Origin of the sequence: Marinobacterium sp. LSUCC0821 (assembly GCF_012848475.1) — a bacterium.
In the GTDB taxonomy this organism is placed as follows: domain Bacteria; phylum Pseudomonadota; class Gammaproteobacteria; order Pseudomonadales; family Balneatricaceae; genus Marinobacterium_E.
Window position 1 is genome coordinate 2,223,097 of the sequence record NZ_CP051666.1, and the last position, 20,396, is coordinate 2,243,492.

Genomic DNA, 20,396 nt, shown 5'->3' on the forward strand with positions numbered 1-20,396 from the left:
ATGGGCTATGATATCGACCTGGATCCGAAACAGCATATTTACTCCCATGCCAGAGCTTTTACTCTGCACTCGGAGTATGTTCTTGTAGGTGGTGTCGACCCTGATCCGGGCATGCGGGCAGCGTTTTCCCGCAGCTATGGTGTTTTAGCCTATGAAACAGCTGAGGCTGCTCTCGTTGAACAGGCGCCGGAACTTGTTGTGATTGCGGTACCCACGTCTCTGCATGGGTTGACGTTGGAAACAGTGCTTAAGTTTTCATCGGTGAAAGTGGTGCTTTGCGAGAAGCCCCTCTCCTATGATCTGGCCGAGTCGCAGTGTATGGCTAGAGCCTGTCAAAAGCGGGGGGTCCAACTAGTGGTCAATTATATGCGACGCTCGGATCCTGCTGTTATAGAGATCGGGCGCAGATTTGTTTCCGGAGAAATCCAAGGACCGGTGAAAGGTTTGGTCTGGTACGGTGGAGGATTGATCCATAATGGATCACACTTCTTCAACTTGCTCAGGTACTGGTTGGGCGAGATGATTGATTTCCAGATCTTAGGCTCGGCAAAACCTCTGGGCAATGATGATGCCGAAGTTGATGTCAGTATCCAGTTTGAAGGCGGTAAGGTACTGTTTCTATCGACCATGGATCGTGATTTTGCCCATTATGAAGTAGAACTTATGGCTGATAACGGCCGTCTTCGTTATGAGCGGGCGGGCCATCGAGTGACATGGCAGGGGTTAGAACAGCATCCTGTATTTTCGAAAAGTAAATCGATTGCAAATGAAACGGAACTAATTGAGTCCGGAATGAATAAGTTTCAATACAACGTAGCTTCTCAGGTTGAAGAGCTCTTTGCAGGCCGGGTCAGTCATGTAGCGACAGGCGAGGATGCAGTTAGTACTCTGGAAGCACTTACGAGGATAATAGGTAAAATATGAGTAACTCTCACAAGTTGGCTTTGTTTGGCGGCCCTAAGGCAGTCCCTGAGACTCTTCCTGCGTATAACCCAATTGGGCTGGAAGAGTTAGAGGCAGCGAAAAAGGTTGTTGAAAGTACAGTATTGTCGCGGTTTGTTGGCGCTGCCTGTCCTGATTTCAATGGTGGCGATAAGGTCAATGAGTTTGAAGCAGCTTGTGCAGATTACTTCGGCGTTAAACACGCAATCACCGTAAATTCTTGGACTTCTGGGTTGATAGCCGCCGTAGGTGCATTGGGAATAGAACCGGGTGACGAGGTAATTGTTAGCCCTTGGACAATGTGCGCTAGTGCCACCGCTATTCTTCATTGGAATGCTATTCCTGTATTTGCAGACATTGACCCCGATACGTTCTGTATAGATCCAAAGTCGATTGAAAAAAACATTTCACCTTATACCAAGGCAATAATGGCTGTTGATATTTTTGGGCATCCAGCCGATATGGACGCTATCAGAGAAATTGCTGATCGTTATAACCTAAAAGTAATCTCCGACAGCGCTCAGGCCCCAGGGGTGTTCTACAAGGGGAAAATGGCTGGCACATTGGCAGATATCGGTGGATACAGCCTAAACTACCATAAACATATCCACACCGGTGAGGGTGGTATTCTCGTTACCAACGATGACCGATTCGCAGAACGTTTAAAACTAATTCGTAACCATGCTGAGGCTGTAATAACGGGTGAGGTCGTTGAAGATCTTACCAACATGGTTGGCTATAACTTCAGACTAGGGGAAGTTGAATGCGCGATTGGACTCGAGCAGCTAAAGAAATTAAGCAACGCTGTCAAATCACGCCAGCGCGCTGCGAGTCGTTTGACCGACTCTCTGCAGCATCTCAATGGATTGACGCCACCAATCGTCGCTAAAGATTGCACAAGTTCATTTTATTTTTATGGAATGATCGTTGATTTCGAAAAACTAGGTGTTACTCGCGAACGAATCGCAGAAGCTCTTGTGGCCGAGGGGGTTGAGGGCCTCAGCACCGCATACCAGAACTTGCACCTACTTCCAATGTATCAGAGAAAAATTGCCTTTGGTTCTAAGGGCTTCCCGTGGACATCAGATATCTGTCATCGAAAGGTGAGTTACGATAAGGGTATCTGCCCCGTTGCAGAGAAATATCAAGACTCCTGCTATTTGGGGCTTTTCATGTGCATGAAGGAGTACCGAGACGAAGATGTAGATAAAGTTGTGGCAGCGTTTGAGAAAGTCTGGCGTAACTTGGAGCTACTTGCGTGATCTACAAGTTGAACCACTCCTACTACGTTCGCCCTTTCCGAGAGTCGGATGTGGAAGGGCCTTACCTCTCTTGGTTTGAAGATCAGGATGTATGCAAGTTTAACGGCCATGGCAAGTTCTTCAAATCTGAGGCCTCGATGCGCAAGTTTGCCGCCGAGGCGAATAACGATCGGCAGTTAGTTTGGGCTATCTGTCATGTGGATGATGGGCATATTGGAAATATCAGCCTGCAAAACATTTCTTTTATCGACAGAACAGCGGAGTTCGCAATTTTGATGGGCGACCAACGTCATTGGGGAAAAGGCGTTGCTCGCTTGGCTGGGAAGGTACTTCTCTACCATGGCTTCTTCAAACTAAATTTGGAGAGGGTATATTGCGGTACCGCGGCTACTAATGAAGGAATGAAAAAACTCGCAGTCCAATTAGGGATGGCCCACGAGGGGACTCGGCGCGCTCACCTGTACCTCGAAGGTGAAAGGGTGGATATCGTTGAGTACGGCATTCTTAAAAGTGAATACTCTGGGATATGCACAGAATGATTGCAGTCGTTTCACATGACGCGGGTGGCGCAGAGATCCTCTCCAGCTATATCCGGCGAGCGGGTCTTGACTTTAATTTAGTTCTTAGCGGACCAGCTGTGCGGGTTTTTGAGCGAAAACTTGGGTCCTTTGTGAACGTTGATCTTAAAACTGCTCTACATAACTCTGACTTGTTATTATGCGGAAGCAGTTATCCTGCGAGTTTTGAGTTGGAGGCGATCAAGCAGGCGCGAGAGCAAGGTAAGCGATCTGTGGTGTTTCTTGATCATTGGATTAACTACCGTCAGCGGTTTGAGCGGAATGGATTTACCGTACTTCCCGATGAGATCTGGGTGGGGGATCCTGATGCTGAATGTATCGCTCGGGAGCAGCTTCCTGAGATACCGGTGAGGTTGATTGAAAACCCCTATTTTTCCGACCTGATTGCAGAGATACAGGCGCGCGCAAGAAAATATGTAAACACGGATATTAAGGCTCGAGCTTTGTTTCTTTCTCAGCCAATCAGTGCTCATGAGTCTCGAGCAAGCTATCCGGACCTTGATAGAGGGTACACGGAGCAACAAGCGCTGCGTTACTTCCTCAGAAATATCCATTTATTGGGACAGCCTGTGAAAGAGGTGCTGATTCGGTTGCATCCTTCGGAACAACCGGGGAAGTACGATGGTATCGAAATGGAGTTTGATTTTCCGATTCGAATAGATGCTAGCGCTGACTTGATAGATTCGATTTTTGCAGTTGATTTTGTCGTTGGAATGGACAGTATGGCCATGGTTGTCGGTCTGTTGGCAGATAAAACTGTCATATGTTGCATCCCCCCTGAGGGGAAGCCATGTCGATTGCCACATGCTGAAATTCTCCATCTGCGTGATTGGTGAGTGGGTTCAGGTGCCCGTTTGTCTGAGTTTTTGAATAGTTATTAGGTATTGTTGATGAAATACTGCACGGTTTGTTTACAACCAGATACCCGTCCAAATATTCAATTTTTGGAAAATGGTATATGCCCGGCCTGTAACTATTTTGATAAACTTAAAGAGGTCGATTGGCAGGAGCGCTTTGAAATCCTTGAGGATATACTGGGGAGCTACAAAAGGGGCCCAGGCAAATATTTTGACTGCATCATTGGAGTCAGCGGAGGAAAAGATAGCACGCGGCAGGCACTTTGGGTCAGAGATAAGCTCGGCATTAATCCATTATTAGTTTGTTTGAGTTATCCGCCTGAACAAATCACCCAGCGTGGAACCAATAATATTTCAGCGCTGATCGAAAACGGGTTTGACGTTGTAATCTCGTCACCCGCCCCTGGGGTATGGAAAAAGCTGGTTAAAGAAGCATTTTTATCGTTTACAAACTGGGCCAAAGCTACCGAGCTCGCATTGTTCTCTTCCGTGCCTCAGTTAGCAATTCGCTACAATATCCCGCTTATTTTGTGGGGGGAGAACCCGGGGCTACAGCTCGGCGATATGAAAACGCTAGGCCGCACCGGATATGATGGCAACAATCTTCGTTACATGAATACGCTTTCGGGTGGTGGTTTGGATTGGATGCTTGAAACTGGGATAGACCCCAAGCATATGATCCCTTACCAGTATCCGACGCCGGAAGAATTTAAGCACCACAACCTTCAGATTGTCTATCTGGGGTGGTTTCTGGGCGACTGGTCCGTGGCGAATAACGGGCTCTATTCCGCCGTCAATGGTTTGGAAATCCGCATTGACAGCGTTGAAAATACGGGTGATCTGGCTGGCGTGTCTTGCTTAGATGAAGATTGGGTCACACTCAATCAAATGATCAAGTATTACAAGTTCGGGTTTGGGAAAACGACGGACTTTGTAAATGAAGAGATTCGATTTGGAAAAATATCCCGTGATCAGGGGATAGAGCTCATTCAAAAATATGATGGTTGTTGCTCTGATGAGTATATCGCTAGTTTCTGTGAGTATATCGAGATTACGGTAGAAGACTTTTGGAAACAGGTACATGCTTCGGTCAATAGTGAGCTGTTTGATGTCACGAAAGACGGAAAAATATTACCAAAGTTTCGGGTGGGAGAAGGGTTGTGAGTCGGATTACAGTTGGGATTATCGATTACGGTGCGGGTAATATAGCATCCGTAAGGCGGGTGTTGCATAGCTTGGGCTACCGCTGCCGAGTGACGTCCAATCCTGACGTTTTGGATCAGGTCGATGTGCTTCTTCTACCCGGTGTCGGTGCCTTTGCTTCTGCTATGGCCGAGCTTAATCGCCTAAATCTGATAACCTATATCCAGGATCAAGCTCGGTTAGGGCGCCCGATAATCGGAATTTGCCTAGGCATGCAGCTGCTTGCTGACAGCTCTGAGGAATACGGATTGACAGCTGGATTGGGTTTGATTCCCGGTTGCGTCGTCCCGCTTAGCCAAGACCGCTGCCACATCGGGTGGAACAGTATTGAAGTGATCGATCCGACGGGTCCGTTAGTTGCTGGCGACGGCAGGGCAGTTTACTTTAATCATTCGTTCGAATTCCAGGCCCCCGCCGAGTACCGTTCGGCGGTTGCGCGGCTGCATCAGGATGCTGATCCCATCGTCGTGGGGGTTCAGAGAGGGGCGATGATCGGCCTCCAGTTTCACCCCGAGAAGAGTCAATTGGCTGGCCGGCAATTACTGTCTAGTGTGATAAGCGAGTTGTGCAGTGCTTAAGAAAAGATTAGTCGGTGTGATTACCGTTAAGGATGGGCAAGCGGTTCAATCGTTTGGATACAAACGTTACCTGCCGCTGGGCTCCCCGGAAATACTGCTGGAAAACCTTGACCGCTGGGGAGTCGATGAAATATTGCTGCAATGCATTGACTGTAGTCGACGGTCCTACGGTCCTAATTTGGCGTTGCTGGAGCAGATCAGCAGTGAGGGTCGCAGTACGCCCCTGATCTATTCGGGGGGAGTGGATTCTGAATTCAGCGCAGTTGCGGCGATTCAGGCCGGTGCTGACAGAATCTGTATTGATTCACTGCTTCATGTCTCACCACAAAGCGTCGAACGCATTTCCAGTCGATTGGGTGCTCAGGCTGTAATTGCTTCTATTCCGGTAACCGCAGGTAAAGGTGGCGTTGAGTGGTTTGATTATCGCCGTCAAACAAGCAAGCCTATCGGAGCGGAGTTGATGGGAATTCTAAATGACCGGGTGGTCTCGGAAGCCTTCGTCATCGATTGGCAAAATGAGGGGGTCCGCCAAGGATTCAATGCTGATCTGTTGGGGCTGTTTGCTTCGGTAAACACGCCCATTATCGCGTTCGGAGGGTTGAGTGAGCCTGATCAGATTAAAAGTGTATTGAGCATGCCTAGCGTGAGTGCAGTGGCTGTGGGTAACTTTCTTGCCTATAAAGAGCATGCGGTTCAGACCTACAAGGCATGTTTGGCTGGGTTGCCCATTCGGGAAGCGTATTACAATCGAGAGAATTACAGTTAATGAGTAAGATACAGATCTGCAAGCGTTGTCTCTACAGCACATCTCATGCGCTTGGACTCATTATCGATGATGAAGGGATCTGTTCTGGCTGCCGGGTACACGAAGAAAAGGACAGTCTAGACTGGAACGAGCGTTGGCGTGCTCTGGAAGCTTTGGTAAAGCCCTACAGAAGCACAAGCAGTAACGCCTATGACTGTATCGTTCCTGTAACTGGAGCAAACGATTCCTACTTCATCGTGCATTTGGTTAAAGAACGTTTGGGGCTCAATCCACTTCTTGTTTGTTACAACAAATACTTTAATACGCCTCTGGGCATAAGGAATCTGGCCAATCTTCGGATACGATTTGACTGCGATATCCTAATCAAGAATGTGAATCCTATTTCGGTCAAACGTATTACGCGAACCACTCTACGTGAGTTCGGCAGCATCTATTGGCATTGCCTAGCTGGACACACGGTTTTCCCGGTACAGACGGCGGTTCACTATAAAACCCCCCTAATCATTTGGGGTGCACACCAAGGTCTTGAGCAAGTGGGGATGTTCTCACACACGCACGATGTTGAGATGACTCGCAGGTATCGGAAAGATCACGACCTCATGGGCTACGAGGCAGATGATCTCTTGTCGATATTTGACACGCTCAAAGAAGAAGATATTTGGCAATACCGTTACCCTGATGATACAGATTTGAACGAGGTTGGTGTACGGGGTATTTACCTGGGTAACTATGTTCGTTGGGATCCAAAGGCGCAGCACGAACTCATGGTGGATATGCATGATTACAGGACCGCTCGATTCGATCGCACCTTTGATTGTTATGACCATGTGGACTGCTACAACTATATGGATTTGCATGACTATCTGAAGTTTGCAAAACATGGCTATTCAAAAGTGACAGATCATGCAACAAGGGAAATCCGACATGGGCGCTTGACCCGGGAACAGGGTCAAGCGCTTGTTGCTAAGTACCAAGTAGCGCCGATCCGTAACAAGGATATGTTCTGTAAATGGCTGGGTATTAATAATCGATCACTCAACTTCATAATTGATCAGAATCGTAATAACGACCTTTGGGATCGTTTGGATAGTGGTAGGTGGGAATTAAAGGGTGCATCTTCGGTAGTAAAAAATGGTTCTTGTACCCTGGACTATCTAGGTTTTCGTGCTACAGATACTCTCGATTATACTTCCAACACGGGATACGTAACCGTTGGTAAAGGTTATCCATAATATAATAACAATAATTAGTTCAGTAACGTATTAATAAGAGAAAAAATAGCGAAAAGCGAATGAAAAAAAACACACTTGTGATTATATCAGTTCCATTTCCTCGAATTGTAAAACACATTCTTAGTGACGTAGTGTTGAATCCAATATGTAAACGAGCTGAAGTAGTAATAGTTTCGCCTTTCGCAAATAATCAAAAATTTATAGAGGATTTTTCTAATAGAGAAGTCTCATTTAACCTTTGGGAATCTCCAGTAAAAAGTTGTCTTTTTCGAAATTTTATTGGTGCTACAGAACTAATGCGTAGATTAGGTTATTGGCGAAAAAACCGATCTACTGAACTTAAATACTATCTACTTAATCAATACACCTCGTTTGGAATTAATGGTGCTGATAAGTATTTTGGACCTGTGCGTCGTCTTGCATATTGGTTGTTAAGCTTTATCGGTGAGCACCCGAATGCATGGAGAGTTGCTGAAAAAATTTTAGGTAAAAGTTGGTACCGTTTAGGGAATCAGGCATTACTACAAAGAGCTGAAAAATATCAAAATGTAATACTAATTCAATCAGCGAATTGGGGACTTCAAGATCGGTCGTTGGCTAGGTTGTGCGTTGAAAATAAATGGCGCTCAGTTTTGCTTCCCTATACAACCGATCAGATATTTACTAATGGGTTTTTAATTAATGATTTTGATGCCATTTGTGTTCAAGGTGATTTTGAGTATGTGCTCGCCCGCAACTACCACAAAGTCGAGGATAAAAATATATATCGTGTTGGCTCAGTTTGGTTTCGTACGCTACACGAACTCAAGACAGACTTTCCAGTTATTAATGATAAAGCTAATACTGAAGTTAGAATAATTTACGCAGGAGTCTCTAATGTTTTTTTTCCGACTGATAGTGAATTTAAAGGACTTGATGCACTTATAAAATATGTATCTAAAATTGAAAAGAATGTAAAGATTATTTATAGGCCAGTAGTTTTTGATGCCAATTTGAAGCAGGATATTATTTCACGATATGAATGTATTCCAGAGGTTGAAATTGACTGGCCTGATGAGACAGTGTTTAGTTTGAGCGAGTATAATTCTAGCGTTAATGATAGCTTGCGTAATTATGCACGAAGTATTGTAAACTGCGATTTGTTAGTAATGTCGTATATGACTTCATTTTGTATGGATGTAGCATTCTTAAGCGAGTGTGGGGTTATATCGAATATGATCGATTCGAATAATATTCTCGAAAGCCGACATAATGAATTGTTTCCAACTAACCTACACCCCGGATTGTGTGTTTGTAAAAGCACGAAGGATTTAATTTGTAACGTTGATGCATTTCTCCAATCTTCGATATATTCAAAAAAACAAGCTTCAGAAATAATCTCACTTTGGGATTACCCAGATAGTGATGTTCAAGGTGAGTTGATAAACGCTATCTTTGGTAGTTAGTAATGGATGAGAGTAGTATTATTTACGAATAAAATATCCGTATAAGAATTATACCGTAAAATTTACAGGGATTTTGAAAGTTGAGATTTTTATATAAATTTTAAATTATTTTAAATTTAAAGGAGATGAAATGAATTTAGAAGATTCTATAAAAATAGTTATATCAGTTATTAATACTGTTTTAGAGGGTAAAGAAGAAATTACAGAAGATAAGCAGCTAATCGGAGGTGAGTCGTTACTTGATTCGATGAAGCTTGTTGAAGTGTGTCTTGCACTCGAGGATTTAGCAGATGAACATGGGTTTGAATTTGATTGGACATCAGAAGTGGCGATGTCAAAGTCACGCAGTATGTTTAGAAATGTAGCTGCACTTGCTGAAGAGTTTGCAAATCAATCGGAGGTTTAAGTGATTATTGTTACTGGGGCAAGTCGAGGACTTGGGCAAGCAATCACTGAGCGTCTGATTGAGAATGGTGAAGAAGTAATAGCGTTAGTTCGCAACACAAGCGGATTGAAAACAAACGCTATTGAATGTGATGTTAGTGACTATCTCTCAGTAAAGAATGCCTCAAAAGAAGTAAAGCGCATTAATAAGCCAGTTAAAGCAATTATCAATGCGGCCGGTGTTGCTTCTATGAACATGGCGGTGACAACTGATGAATCAACAGTTCAAAAGTTAATACAGACAAATCTCGTTGGAACTATTTACTGTTGCCAGTTATTCGCGCCAATAATGCTTCGCCAGAAGCAAGGCAGCTTTATCAATTTTTCATCCATTGCTGTGGCGTTAGCTTTAAAGGGTGAGTCAGTTTATGCGGCGTCTAAGGCTGGAGTTGAATCATTTTCTCGAACATTTGCTAAAGAGATGGCTGACTTCAATGTAAGAGTTAATTGTATTGCTCCAGGGCCTATTCGTACAGATCTTCTACGTGGAATTACCGACGCGCAAATTAATAAAATCACATCTCAACAAGTAATACCTAAACAATTCCAAAAGTCTGATGTGTGTGATCTTGTCGAATTGTTACTTGACGAAAAATCATCATCACTCAGTGGACAAGTGCTTAATGTGGGTGGTGTCTAATGGATATTATAGAGAAACTTTTCAATCGATGGAGAGGGATTGATTACCCATTCTTGGTGCATGCGAATGGATCTTTAAGGTTCGATGAAGTCGCTAATCAGGAGTTCGTTGATTTGACTGAAGTTAACAGTGGAGATGTAGTTGCACTTATTGGTGACTTTAACCCTCAGTCCATTCTTACTCTTTTACAGCTAATTGACAAGGGTGTAGTTCTTGTTCCACTAACAGTAGATACCAGAGCTCAACATGAATACTTCTTCGATTCAGCTCTCGTAGATGTTGTAATTGAAGAAGGAAATATAAAGCGTATCACTCATAATAAAAAGCATTTACTCATTGAAGAGCTAAGAGCTAAACAGCATGCGGGATTGGTTCTATTCTCGACGGGAACGACTGGGCGTCCTAAAGCCATTCTTCATGATTTAACGCTTTTTATGCAGCGTTTCGAAACGCCACGTCCGACGTTGAAAACGATCAATTTCTTACTGTTTGACCACATTGGTGGACTCAATACACTACTCCATACCTTGTTCAACAAAGGAACTGTAGTGGCACCGAAATCGCGAAGAGTAGAAGACATCATAGCTACGTGTGCCGAACATGAAATCGAAGTTCTTCCTACTACACCTACATTTCTTCGCATGATGCTAATGAGTGGTCTAATACCAGACGGTATTCCTAAATCGTTACGTATTATCACGTATGGAACCGAACGAATGGATCAACCTACTCTTGATGCGCTTTGTGAGTTGTTGCCAAACGTAGAGTTTAGACAAACATTTGGTATGTCTGAGCTTGGAATTGTGCGTGTAAAGAGTCAATCATCTAATAGTCTCTATATGAAAATTGGTGGCGAGGGTGTAGAGACAAGAGTTGTTGATAATGTATTAGAAATACGTTCTAAGGCAAGAATGTTAGGGTATCTTAATGCAGAAACGCCTTTCGATAAAGAAGGTTGGTACAATACGAAAGACATTGTTGAAGAACTGAATGGCTTTTATAAAGTAATTGGAAGGACGAGTGAGGTTATAAACGTAGGAGGGTTAAAATTCATGGCTTCTGAAGTTGAACGAATCGCTCTTCAATTCGATCATGTCGAGCTAGCTAAAGTAGAAGCCAAGCGGAATCCAATCACGGGGCAGCATGTTGAGCTAACTATACAGGTTAGTGAGAATTTTGAAATTGATAGGGCATTATTTAACGGATTTATGGCTAATCACTTGCCTAGCCATATGCAGCCGAGGCGCATACGATTTGGGAAAGTGAGTGTTGGTCATCGATTTAAAAAACAATGATGGCGGATTTATAGTTAGTATTAATAGTTAATGAGTAGAACAATGTGTGGTTTTAAATGTGGGATTTCTTGATGCGGGATTATAGAGGTAGATACGTAAGTGAATTATATAACTGAAGTTATATTCAGATTAGCAAACAAAATTCGCAGTATTTTACTGAGTATTATTGGTAGAAAAAACTCTCAGACTGACTTAATACATATGACATTATCATCAAGTAACTATGTAAAGTCAAAAATAAAGGTGCCGACTGGATATAAAATTAGACAATTTGAAGACAAGGATATCATTAAATATTACCTAATGCTTTTTAGGTCAGATATAGGTTTATGTTCGATTCACTATTGGAAAAAACATATTCTTTCCAATGGTTTCTTTGTCGTAGAGGATGTAGGTAAAAATAAATTGGTTGGGGCAATTTTTGCGGCCGAGAGTCCCCGCTGCCTCACTTCTAAAACAGGGACTATAGAATTTCTTGTTTTAGACCCGTCAAACGATTGGTTATCAGCAGTTACTAGGCCAGTTTTAGCATACTGCCTAGCGGCATTAGCAACGGAACGTCTATTAAATGAAAACTTTTATTCCAACGAAGTTTTCTGCACTAATGTTGTTAAAAATATGTATAAAAAACTTGGTTGGAAGGAGGTAGAAAGAGAAGAAATATGATTAAAATAAAAAATTACACGAATGCTTGCGTAACAATTGAAGGTAAGAATGAGAAAATCATAATAGATCCTTGGTTTTATGATGGTATATACCAAGGAACATGGCATAATTTCCCTCGATTGTCCGAGAATCAGAAAATAGAAGCCTTCACGAGTGTAACGTTTTGTCTATATACCCACCTTCATAAAGATCACTTCTGTATAGAAACTGCTAAAAAGTATTGTCCAAAAGATATGCAGTTCTTGGTTCCACGAGTCTTTGGTTGGCAGGTAATGTCTAACACCCTGAAAGAAGCTGGGTTTAATAATGTAAATGTGTTGGAATGTTCAGCTGAGAGTTTTTTGACTGAAGAATTCGATATAACGGCTGTGCCACCCATAAATGTAACTGGGTTAGAATCTCAGAAAGAAAACAGTATGTCTATAGATGCTGGTTTTTCCATTATTTGTAGAAAAAACGGCATTAAACTAGTTTTTTTAGCGGGTGATAATCTATATAGCGCAGTACGAATATCTGAAAATATAAAAATTCTAAATAACCCTGATCTAATAGGGTTTGCATATTCTGGATTTGCTTCCGATTTCCCTTTTAAATATAGATTTAATTTTGAAGAAAAATTAAAAATATTGCGTGATAAAGAAAAAGTGAGATTTGAATTGCAGGTGGATAATTTAAAATTACTTAGTCCGAAATGTGTAATGCCATATTCATCAGAATTTGTTGCTGTTGGGGGGCATGCAGCTGAATGGAGAAGAGTTATTGGTGAGGTTTGGACTTGTGATAAGTTTGAAGTGGCGAGGAGATATGGAAAAGCTCTTAATGCTGATTTTGTCGCACTATATCCTGAGGATACTATAATCTTTGATGAGAATGGTGCTCGAGTAGATTATTTAAACTCATCTTTTGAATCAGGAGAATCCATCTTTAAAGAAATGATTAATTATTCTGATTCTTTAACGTGCTCAGAGGGTAGCTCGCGGGTGTTTAAAAACACTGTTCGCGATAGTGAATTCGACTTTGGATTGTTAGAGCTTGCGGCTAAAAATTATTCAAAAGCAATTAAAAAACACTCATTAGAACCCAAGCAAGAGATCATTATTAGTATAGACGGCGACCGCAGACTGCACTTAGATAAAGAAGGTTCGCTCAAGGATATTAATGGTGATGCTGGAATAGATCCCTTCATAATTGTGGATGTAAATGCAGGTATTTTAAAATTGATCATCGATGGCGATCTTCATTGGGATGACGCTTGCTTATCGATGAAGTTAAATTGGCACAGAGAGCCGAACTTTTTTTGTAGTGATACTCTTAATGCTTTGAATTACTTTAGACTTTGATTTCTGGGTTATTTAGTAAATAAAGTTCCTTTGATGCTTAAAAGTTATTAAGAATGGTGTTTTTATACATGAATTATAAACCAGTTAACAATAGATTTGATTATTTGGATGGTTTGAGGGGGCTGGCGGCTCTAGTTGTGGTTTTTGGTCATTTTTGGCCGTATGAATCTTTAAGGGCAATTCCTTTATTAAATATTTTCTTTGATACTAAGTTGGCCGTTGCAATTTTTTTTGTGCTTTCTGGTGTAGTACTAAGTCATTCAGCAAGTAAATATGAGATAAATTTTCGCTGGCTTTCCTATTCAATATTTACTCGCTACATTCGTTTGATGATACCAATTCTTTTAGTTACCTTGATTGCACTCATTTTTTTTGAATTAGATTTGTTTTTTAATGATAATATTCCTTCTTCGTTTGGGGCGTGGAAGGGTTATGATATTTTTTACAGATTTAAACATGATTTATTTGACGGTCTTTTGTTTGCCACTTACAACGTTTTCTTTGATTATGATGCGCAGCATACTTATATTCCACCTGCGTGGACAATGCGGCCGGAACTTTTTGCATCTACTATTTTGTTTTTGTTTATATGGATCTTATCCTTGTTGAGAAAATCCAATATATCGCTATTCTTACTTCTGTGCCTTTCATTGTTTGTTTTTTTGTCACGATTTTACCTGCCGGGTCTTTATTATTTTTCTTATTTTTTAGTGGGCTATATTTTATACGCCCTCTATTTAAAGCCGAGCTGTAATTTTATTATCCCGTTTTGGGCTTTTATTTTGTGGGTATTGTTTAAAAGTGTGATTTTAATGTTTTCAATAAATAGTTTGTTTATTGATTTTGTTTTAGCATCAGTTTTGATTGTAATTGTGATGTTTAATCCTATAGTAAAAAAATTCTTAACTAAAGGTGTTTTCTTGTATTTGGGTTATATATCATTCCCGCTTTACTTGGTGCATTCGCCTTTGATTTCAAGCTTTGGGCTATATAATTTTACCTGGCTAGGTTTTACGGGTTTTTCTGTAGTTGTTTGTGCAGTTATTAATTTTATATTGCTGATGGTTCCTGTTTTAATTTTATCGCATGGTCTCGCCTATGTAGATAAAATAAACATAAATTTAATAAAAGCGGCTGCAAATAAAATAGTTGTGAAATTATAGTGCTGCGTTGTTTGATTCTTAATAATTATTTTTAATCATTACTATTTTATAAGGCAAAATACATATGTTGATACCAGTTTATAAGCCAGCATTGTTGGGTAACGAGGAAAAGTATGTTCTTGATTGCTTAAGGGAGGGGTGGGTTTCCTCTAGAGGAAAATATGTAACTAAGTTTGAGAGTTCATTTTCCGATTTTTTAAAGTTGCCAGCAGCGACTTCAGTTTCAAACGGTACGGTAGCTCTTCACCTTGCATTGTATTCTTTAGGGATAGGTTTTGGAGATGAAGTTATTGTACCGTCATTAACATATATTGCATCGGTAAACGCCATCGCCTACGTCGGGGCTACTCCTGTATTCGTCGACTCCCTACGCGATACTTGGAACTTGGATCCTGAGGATGTTAAACGTAAGATTACACCCAAAACTAAGGCCGTAATGGCGGTTCATCTCTATGGTAATCCCTGTGCTATTAGGGAACTTCAATTGCTTTGTTCTGACAATGGTTTGTTCCTAATAGAAGATGCTGCTGAAGCATTCGGTAGCGTCTACTGTGGGCAGTCAGTTGGTGGGTTTGGAGACTTTTCGACGTTCAGTTTTTTTGGCAATAAAACCATCACTACCGGTGAGGGGGGAATGGTGTCATCCAAAAGTGCTGAGCGCGTTGAGCGAGCTGCTTTTCTGAAAAACCAGGGTGTTTCACTCACTCGGGAATACTGGCACGACGAAGTTGGGTTTAACTTCAGGATGACAAATATCTGTGCTGCTATCGGACTGGCTCAGCTTGAGAGAGCTGAATCAATACTGCAGAAAAAGAAATTAATCAACGACTGGTACCGAGCCCGTTTGGAGGGAGTCGGTCTACAATTTCAATATATAGAGCAGGAAGCTATAAGTTCTTACTGGATGGTAACGGTACTTGTGGCTAGTGAGGAGTTGAGGAATAATCTTCGGGTGTACTTAGATAGTAAGGGAATTGAAACTCGTCCTATGTTCATACCAGCGCATCAAATGCCAGCATTTTATTGTGAAGCCTCTTTTTTGGTGGCTGAAGATTTAAGTGTAAGAGGTATTAACTTGCCGAGCTACCCAGGTCTATTGGAGACTGACGTAGAAGTTATCTGCGAACACATTATTTATTTCATCACAAATTTTTCGACTAAATGTTAATAAGCTTATATTTTGGAATTCTGTTGTTGTAAAAATCGATGGATTATAGATAGATCTGAAGGATTTTAATTGTATAAATTGGTGTTTGTGTGTTCGCTAAACATCTTTACATATTCTCTTGAATGGGGTGGATTTTATTAATTTTGTATTAAAATTTTTAGGTCGCGATGTTTTTGTCTTAATTTTTGTTTTATTAACAAATATAATTGTTGCTAGGAATATCAGTAAATATGACATGGGAATTTATGTAATAATCCTATTGGTGGCATCATATTTAGAGGTATTTGCTAGAAACTATCAAGATATTTCATCAGTGTATGCTATAAAAAGTGGTAAATATAACCAGATAATTCTCTTGCGGTCTGTATTATCAAGTGTCCTTAAGTTGATATTTTTTTTACTGCTTGTTTTATATGGTGGTTTATATGTTTGTTTAGAGTATGAATGGTTAATTAGTAATGAGATTGCTTATTTATTATTAATATTACTTATTCGCTATCCTTTTACTGTTTTGAAGCTGGTTTTTGATTACTATATTTTAGCTACAGATCGCTTAAGCCTTTATAATATATCACAAGGTTTAGTTCCGGCTGTTACTTTGTTGTTGGTTGTATTTTATCAAGCCGACTTGTCACTGAAGTATCTTGTGATAATCAGTGTTGTTGCTTCGATTATTGGGTTTGCTTTTTCCGCTTATATGGTCTTAAATAACATAAAATTACTTTCTGTTGCTCCCCGGAAACTGAGCAAAGATTTTTTAAGTTACGCTCGTGCTCAATATGTAAACTCTTCATTTTCTTTTTTAAATTCAAGTTTGCCGGTCACTATTTCAAGCTTTATTCTTTCCAGTAATGCAATTGCTAATATTAGTATAACAAAGTCTCTTTCTGATGCGTATTTTAGGTTCTTGCCGACTGCTGTGGGTCAGGTGCTATATCCAAATATATCTTCCAAGAATTTAACTATATTTGAAAAATATAAAATATTTACTCGCGCATTTAGAATTACCTTTATTCTTATGAGTTTGGCTGCATTATTATGGGTGTTTTTAAGTGGCTACATAGTCACAGCATTGTATGGTGCGAAGTATTTCGATATAACGCCTTTTTTAAACGGATTTGTTCCGTTTTTTTTCATATATTATTTGTCTGGTATAGTTGAAAGTTTTCATAATTCTACAGGGCAGGCTTGGGTTGTGGCCCAATCAACATTTATCGGTCTGATTGTATCCATAGCATTGTCTATACCGCTTACTTTTTCTTTTGGGGTTTATGGTTTGCAGTTTTCATTATTTATAGGTATTTCGTCGCAGTTTTTTATTCGTGTTTTAAGAATCAAAAATGTGTATTTAGATGCTGAAAAAAGAGATTTATATCCTAGTATTAGTGAATTTTTTTCGGTATTGAAATTAACTGGTGATAAATTTATAAATAAATGAATAGTTATATAAGAAGTTTTTTGTGGCAGGGGTTGAATTCCCCTGATATTCACGATTTTAAAATCAAACAATATGGAACAGATTTTGATTCAGAAAGGTTTTTACTGAATTCATGTCGTTCGGCAATTTATCTTATTGCACGTCATTTGAAAGATAGTGGTCGGGGGCGGGTTCATGTGTGTTCCTATACCTGTGATGCCGTTATTGATGCTTTAAATTCTGCTGATTGCGAGTTGCTGTATTATGGTTTGGATGCTAATTACAAGGTCGAAGTGTCAAAAATCCTTAATGAAGGGGATGGTCAAACTGATTGGGTGCTTTGGCAGTGTACCCTTGGGCAATTGGGGGGAGATTGTATTGATATCAATATGCTTTCTGAATTGGGATTTACAGTTGTTGGTGATTTGTCACTTTCATATGGGAGCTTGCGCAATGGTCGCCCCTATGAGTCTTATTTCGATTACAATGTTGTGTCTTATGAGTGTTCTAAAGCGTTTAGCGTTGGTTGGGGTGGGGAAGTTTTGTCTGGTAAAAAAACTCATCCCCTTAATTCCAGTATTGTAAAGCTCGAGCCCGCATTGATGACTTTTAAAAAAATAATACAAGTGCTTTTTAGCTACAGGATTTATAATACTAAGTCAAATTTAATTTTCATCATTGGTAATTTTCTTCGAAAGATGTTTGTCGTTTTAAATTTCTTTCTTCGATCAGAAAAAATGAGTCGTAAGCGTTTTCTTGGTTGTGGTATGAGTCCTAGATTTATTTCATATTTATTCAGATCTGAAAAGTTTTGGTTGGCTACGCGAAAAAGTGAATACTTGTATAAATCATATATTAGTGTGTATAAGATTATTATTAAAAACAATGTCCTCACGCCAAATGTTAGTGATAAAGACTTTCTGGTTAGTCCAAGAATCGCTTTTTTTATTAAAAGGGACCGTGTTGAGTGTTTTAATAATCTTGCACATGAAATGAATATGTATTTTGGTGATTGGTTTAATTCTAATTCTTGCTTTTCGAACTTGTCGATTAGTGATGGGGATTTCCATACTTATAATATATCTCTTTTTGATATTAATTCTGTTTTCTTAGAACGTTTGGACGAATTTTTCACAGAATGGGAGTCTGTTTGTGTCAAATTACCTTAAATTTTTCCATTTTATTTCTGGGTTTTTTATTGCTCTTCCTCTTTATTTCTCGGTGGGGCAATCTGCATTATTTATTCAGTCGCCTTTATTTATGGAAATTGCCGGTGCAGGCCCTAAATCTGAGAGCAATCTTGGTCTCATGCTTCCGCTTTCGGTAGTAGCTTTTCTTCTTCTATTTGGTGGTATGCTGTTTCGCTATGTAACTGGAAGTGTCTACCGGTTTTTATTTGCCTGCTGCGCGTTTGTCGTCTTTATCGATGTTGGTATTGCTAAATCTTCTTGGCTTGTTGTTGGTTTGCTAACTCTTTTAGCTTGCTCCTCTGAAATACAAAAGTATGCTGGATCTTTGCATTGCCAATCTCATCGTCGTTTTATTTATCGTGGCTGGTATTTTGGATTGTTTTTTGTTCTTTGTGGTGTGGTTTTGGATTTTCTAGCCCGCGATTTACATTTGATCAGTTCTGTAGCTGATGGTTTTGTATATGACGGAATTCGATCATCATATGGTATTGAGATATACGGTTTTTTGGTTTCTTTTTCTGCTGTTTTGTCAGTCTTTTCTGGTTGCCTTTTGTTTGTATCGTTTGCAAAGAAAAAGAATAGAGTTTTAAACCTTTTCGTATTCGCCCTGTCTGTTTTTGTTATCACCATGGCTTCGCGTAAAGCTGCTTACCTTGATTTGGTGTTTTGCTGCATCTTGCTATCATTTGTGCTGTTTTTTGAAGTTAAGAATCAGGTTTTACGTTATTTGATATTTGTTTTCTTATCATTCATTTTGTATTCGCTCTATTATTTACTTGATATTCAGCGCAGTGGGTTTAGCTTATCTAAATTTTGGAATGAAAGGTCGGGTAACTATTATGAGTTTTATGCTGATCTTATCAGTGCTGATGTGTGGGGTGTTTTCTTTGGTTGGAGTTCTGGCGGGCTCGGCGGCTATAGCAATCTTTTTGTTGATGTCTTTGTTCGCTGTGGTTTTCTAGGTGTTTGTGTGCTGGTCGCAGTTTTTTGTTTGTTCTTTTTTAGGGTTTTGAAAGTCGCAATATTAAGTCGAGATATTTATTTAATTTGTTGTTGTATATTTCTGTGTTTCAGCTTTTTAATTGGAAATATTGTTAATTTAAATTTTTCATTACCTTATTTTGTTTCATGTTATGTTGTTATTTTATTATCTGTTTTTTATCGTTTCAGAGGAACTGGTGATGTCTAAGGTAATTTATTATGTTCCTGTTGATGAAGTGTATACTTCTGAGTGGGAATATTACTCCGCTGATCAGCAAATGCTGGAAGAATCAGGATTCGATGTTATTGTTGTTACTGGTTTGTTTGGACTGCTCAGAAATTTATTTAACGTAGAATTCGTTTACTGTTGGTGGTGGGGGCGTTCATTAATTCCTATTTTGCTCTGCAGGTTTTTTTCTGTTCCCGTTTATGTTACCGGTGCCGAGCATATGTTTGATCTTTCTGGCAGTGGCTCCTTTATTGACAGAAAAATTTATCAGCGTATCGGATTATATTTGTCATTTCGTTTAAGTAATTTAAACCTATTTATTTCAAAGCACCAAAAACTTTCTATTGTTTCTATGCTAAAGGGCGTTAAAGGAGTTGTTCTGTATCCTAGTCTAACTACAAGTTTTCTTAATCCCTCTTTGCTTTTACCTTATGAGATCCGCAAGAATACAATTCTTTGCTTTTGTTGGATGACTCACAGGAGCTTTGTTCGCAAGGGGATTTATGATGCCTTAAAAGGCTTTAGGATTTTCTTAAACTCTCAGGAACACCCCTCAAATTTTGAATTAGTAGTGGCCGGTCGTCGTGGCGATGGTCTTCAGTTTCTGTATTCTTTGATAGAAGAGCTAGAACTTACAGAGTTTGTTTCTGTTATTCTCGATCCGAATCAGTCAGAAAAACAAAGTTTATTTGGATCATCTATATGTCTTTTGGCTCCGTCGTATATGGAGGGGTTTGGTAATGCCTCTTTAGAGGCTATGTCATATGCAACACCAGTTATCTGTTCTCCTGAGGGTGCTTCTCGTGAAGTAGTTAGCAATACTGGGCTGATAATGACGGATGTAGGTGTGTCCGCGGTCGCAGAGGCTTTGGGTATATTTTTTAATCTACCTCTTCAGCAGAGAGCATTAATGTCAAATTCTGCAAGTGATCGCAGCAATTCTTTTTTTTCTTTGGCGGAAAGAGTTAGATGTTTTAAACAGATGCTGGAGAAGAGATAA

At 40.1% G+C, this 20,396-nt stretch carries 20 protein-coding genes; all 20 read left to right on the forward strand.

The features are described 5' to 3' along the window. Entirely contained in the window at positions 1–924 is a 924-nt protein-coding gene (locus HH196_RS10855; protein ID WP_169452131.1) for a Gfo/Idh/MocA family protein, read from the forward strand. After that, positions 921–2,204 (forward strand): DegT/DnrJ/EryC1/StrS aminotransferase family protein, encoded by a 1,284-nt coding sequence (locus tag HH196_RS10860; protein ID WP_169452132.1) that lies wholly within the window; start codon positions 921–923, stop codon positions 2,202–2,204. Before HH196_RS10855 ends, HH196_RS10860 begins: the two co-directional genes overlap by 4 nt. Then, the gene (locus tag HH196_RS10865) at positions 2,201–2,743 is read left to right on the forward strand and encodes a GNAT family N-acetyltransferase (protein ID WP_169452133.1); all 543 of its coding nucleotides are present in this window, start codon (positions 2,201–2,203) and stop codon (positions 2,741–2,743) included. The genes HH196_RS10860 and HH196_RS10865 overlap by 4 nt, the downstream gene beginning before the upstream one ends. After that, the gene (locus tag HH196_RS10870) at positions 2,740–3,618 is read left to right on the forward strand and encodes a hypothetical protein (RefSeq protein ID WP_169452134.1); all 879 of its coding nucleotides are present in this window, start codon (positions 2,740–2,742) and stop codon (positions 3,616–3,618) included. The genes HH196_RS10865 and HH196_RS10870 overlap by 4 nt, the downstream gene beginning before the upstream one ends. 54 nt (positions 3,619–3,672) lie before the next feature. Next, positions 3,673–4,803 carry an N-acetyl sugar amidotransferase gene (locus HH196_RS10875; protein ID WP_169452135.1) on the forward strand — a complete coding sequence of 377 codons (1,131 nt, stop codon included), beginning with the start codon at positions 3,673–3,675 and terminating at the stop codon, positions 4,801–4,803. Positions 4,804–4,862: 59 nt separating this feature from the next. Further along, complete coding sequence (hisH, locus tag HH196_RS10880; RefSeq protein ID WP_248276925.1) at positions 4,863–5,420, forward strand: imidazole glycerol phosphate synthase subunit HisH; 558 nt, start codon at positions 4,863–4,865, stop codon at positions 5,418–5,420. After that, positions 5,413–6,186, forward strand: coding sequence for a HisA/HisF-related TIM barrel protein (locus tag HH196_RS10885; RefSeq protein ID WP_169452137.1), 774 nt, complete (start codon positions 5,413–5,415; stop codon positions 6,184–6,186). The genes hisH and HH196_RS10885 overlap by 8 nt, the downstream gene beginning before the upstream one ends. Beyond that, a complete protein-coding gene (locus HH196_RS10890; protein ID WP_169452138.1) occupies positions 6,186–7,418 on the forward strand; it encodes an N-acetyl sugar amidotransferase in 1,233 nt (410 codons plus the stop codon). Before HH196_RS10885 ends, HH196_RS10890 begins: the two co-directional genes overlap by 1 nt. A 59-nt stretch (positions 7,419–7,477) precedes the next feature. Next, on the forward strand, positions 7,478–8,863 hold the full coding sequence (locus HH196_RS10895) for a hypothetical protein (protein WP_169452139.1): 1,386 nt from the start codon (positions 7,478–7,480) through the stop codon (positions 8,861–8,863). Between the two features lie 130 nt (positions 8,864–8,993). Continuing rightward, entirely contained in the window at positions 8,994–9,269 is a 276-nt protein-coding gene (locus HH196_RS10900; RefSeq protein ID WP_169452140.1) for a hypothetical protein, read from the forward strand. Beyond that, positions 9,270–9,947, forward strand: coding sequence for an SDR family NAD(P)-dependent oxidoreductase (locus tag HH196_RS10905; RefSeq protein WP_169452141.1), 678 nt, complete (start codon positions 9,270–9,272; stop codon positions 9,945–9,947). It begins immediately after the preceding gene. Next, entirely contained in the window at positions 9,947–11,242 is a 1,296-nt protein-coding gene (locus tag HH196_RS10910) for a fatty acid--CoA ligase family protein (protein ID WP_169452142.1), read from the forward strand. Before HH196_RS10905 ends, HH196_RS10910 begins: the two co-directional genes overlap by 1 nt. A 99-nt stretch (positions 11,243–11,341) precedes the next feature. Continuing rightward, the gene (locus tag HH196_RS10915; RefSeq protein ID WP_169452143.1) at positions 11,342–11,908 is read left to right on the forward strand and encodes a hypothetical protein; all 567 of its coding nucleotides are present in this window, start codon (positions 11,342–11,344) and stop codon (positions 11,906–11,908) included. After that, the gene (locus HH196_RS10920) at positions 11,905–13,248 is read left to right on the forward strand and encodes an MBL fold metallo-hydrolase (protein WP_169452144.1); all 1,344 of its coding nucleotides are present in this window, start codon (positions 11,905–11,907) and stop codon (positions 13,246–13,248) included. Before HH196_RS10915 ends, HH196_RS10920 begins: the two co-directional genes overlap by 4 nt. Positions 13,249–13,316: 68 nt before the next feature. Continuing rightward, the gene (locus HH196_RS10925) at positions 13,317–14,411 is read left to right on the forward strand and encodes an acyltransferase (protein WP_169452145.1); all 1,095 of its coding nucleotides are present in this window, start codon (positions 13,317–13,319) and stop codon (positions 14,409–14,411) included. A gap of 64 nt (positions 14,412–14,475) precedes the next feature. Next, positions 14,476–15,579: a DegT/DnrJ/EryC1/StrS aminotransferase family protein gene (locus HH196_RS10930; protein ID WP_169452146.1), complete on the forward strand. Its 1,104-nt coding sequence runs from the start codon at positions 14,476–14,478 to the stop codon at positions 15,577–15,579. Between the two features lie 127 nt (positions 15,580–15,706). Next, complete coding sequence (locus tag HH196_RS10935) at positions 15,707–17,017, forward strand: polysaccharide biosynthesis C-terminal domain-containing protein (RefSeq protein WP_169452147.1); 1,311 nt, start codon at positions 15,707–15,709, stop codon at positions 17,015–17,017. After that, positions 17,014–18,165 (forward strand): hypothetical protein, encoded by a 1,152-nt coding sequence (locus HH196_RS10940; protein ID WP_169452148.1) that lies wholly within the window; start codon positions 17,014–17,016, stop codon positions 18,163–18,165. The genes HH196_RS10935 and HH196_RS10940 overlap by 4 nt, the downstream gene beginning before the upstream one ends. Continuing rightward, positions 18,149–19,375, forward strand: coding sequence for a hypothetical protein (locus HH196_RS10945; protein ID WP_169452149.1), 1,227 nt, complete (start codon positions 18,149–18,151; stop codon positions 19,373–19,375). Before HH196_RS10940 ends, HH196_RS10945 begins: the two co-directional genes overlap by 17 nt. Beyond that, entirely contained in the window at positions 19,368–20,396 is a 1,029-nt protein-coding gene (locus HH196_RS10950; protein WP_169452150.1) for a glycosyltransferase family 4 protein, read from the forward strand. Before HH196_RS10945 ends, HH196_RS10950 begins: the two co-directional genes overlap by 8 nt.

Bases quoted from the DNA above. Each gene is read 5' to 3' on its own strand.
- HH196_RS10925 (WP_169452145.1), top strand. From the start codon at position 13,317: ATGAATTATAAACCAGTTAACAATAGATTTGATTATTTGGATGGTTTG.
- HH196_RS10870 (WP_169452134.1), top strand. From the start codon at position 2,740: ATGATTGCAGTCGTTTCACATGACGCGGGTGGCGCAGAGATCCTCTCC.
- HH196_RS10910 (WP_169452142.1), top strand. From the start codon at position 9,947: ATGGATATTATAGAGAAACTTTTCAATCGATGGAGAGGGATTGATTAC.
- HH196_RS10875 (WP_169452135.1), top strand. From the start codon at position 3,673: ATGAAATACTGCACGGTTTGTTTACAACCAGATACCCGTCCAAATATT.
- HH196_RS10860 (WP_169452132.1), top strand. From the start codon at position 921: ATGAGTAACTCTCACAAGTTGGCTTTGTTTGGCGGCCCTAAGGCAGTC.
- HH196_RS10940 (WP_169452148.1), top strand. From the start codon at position 17,014: ATGAATAGTTATATAAGAAGTTTTTTGTGGCAGGGGTTGAATTCCCCT.
- HH196_RS10900 (WP_169452140.1), top strand. From the start codon at position 8,994: ATGAATTTAGAAGATTCTATAAAAATAGTTATATCAGTTATTAATACT.
- HH196_RS10920 (WP_169452144.1), top strand. From the start codon at position 11,905: ATGATTAAAATAAAAAATTACACGAATGCTTGCGTAACAATTGAAGGT.
- HH196_RS10950 (WP_169452150.1), top strand. From the start codon at position 19,368: ATGTCTAAGGTAATTTATTATGTTCCTGTTGATGAAGTGTATACTTCT.
- HH196_RS10930 (WP_169452146.1), top strand. From the start codon at position 14,476: ATGTTGATACCAGTTTATAAGCCAGCATTGTTGGGTAACGAGGAAAAG.
- HH196_RS10890 (WP_169452138.1), top strand. From the start codon at position 6,186: ATGAGTAAGATACAGATCTGCAAGCGTTGTCTCTACAGCACATCTCAT.
- HH196_RS10895 (WP_169452139.1), top strand. From the start codon at position 7,478: ATGAAAAAAAACACACTTGTGATTATATCAGTTCCATTTCCTCGAATT.
- HH196_RS10855 (WP_169452131.1), top strand. From the start codon at position 1: ATGGGCTATGATATCGACCTGGATCCGAAACAGCATATTTACTCCCAT.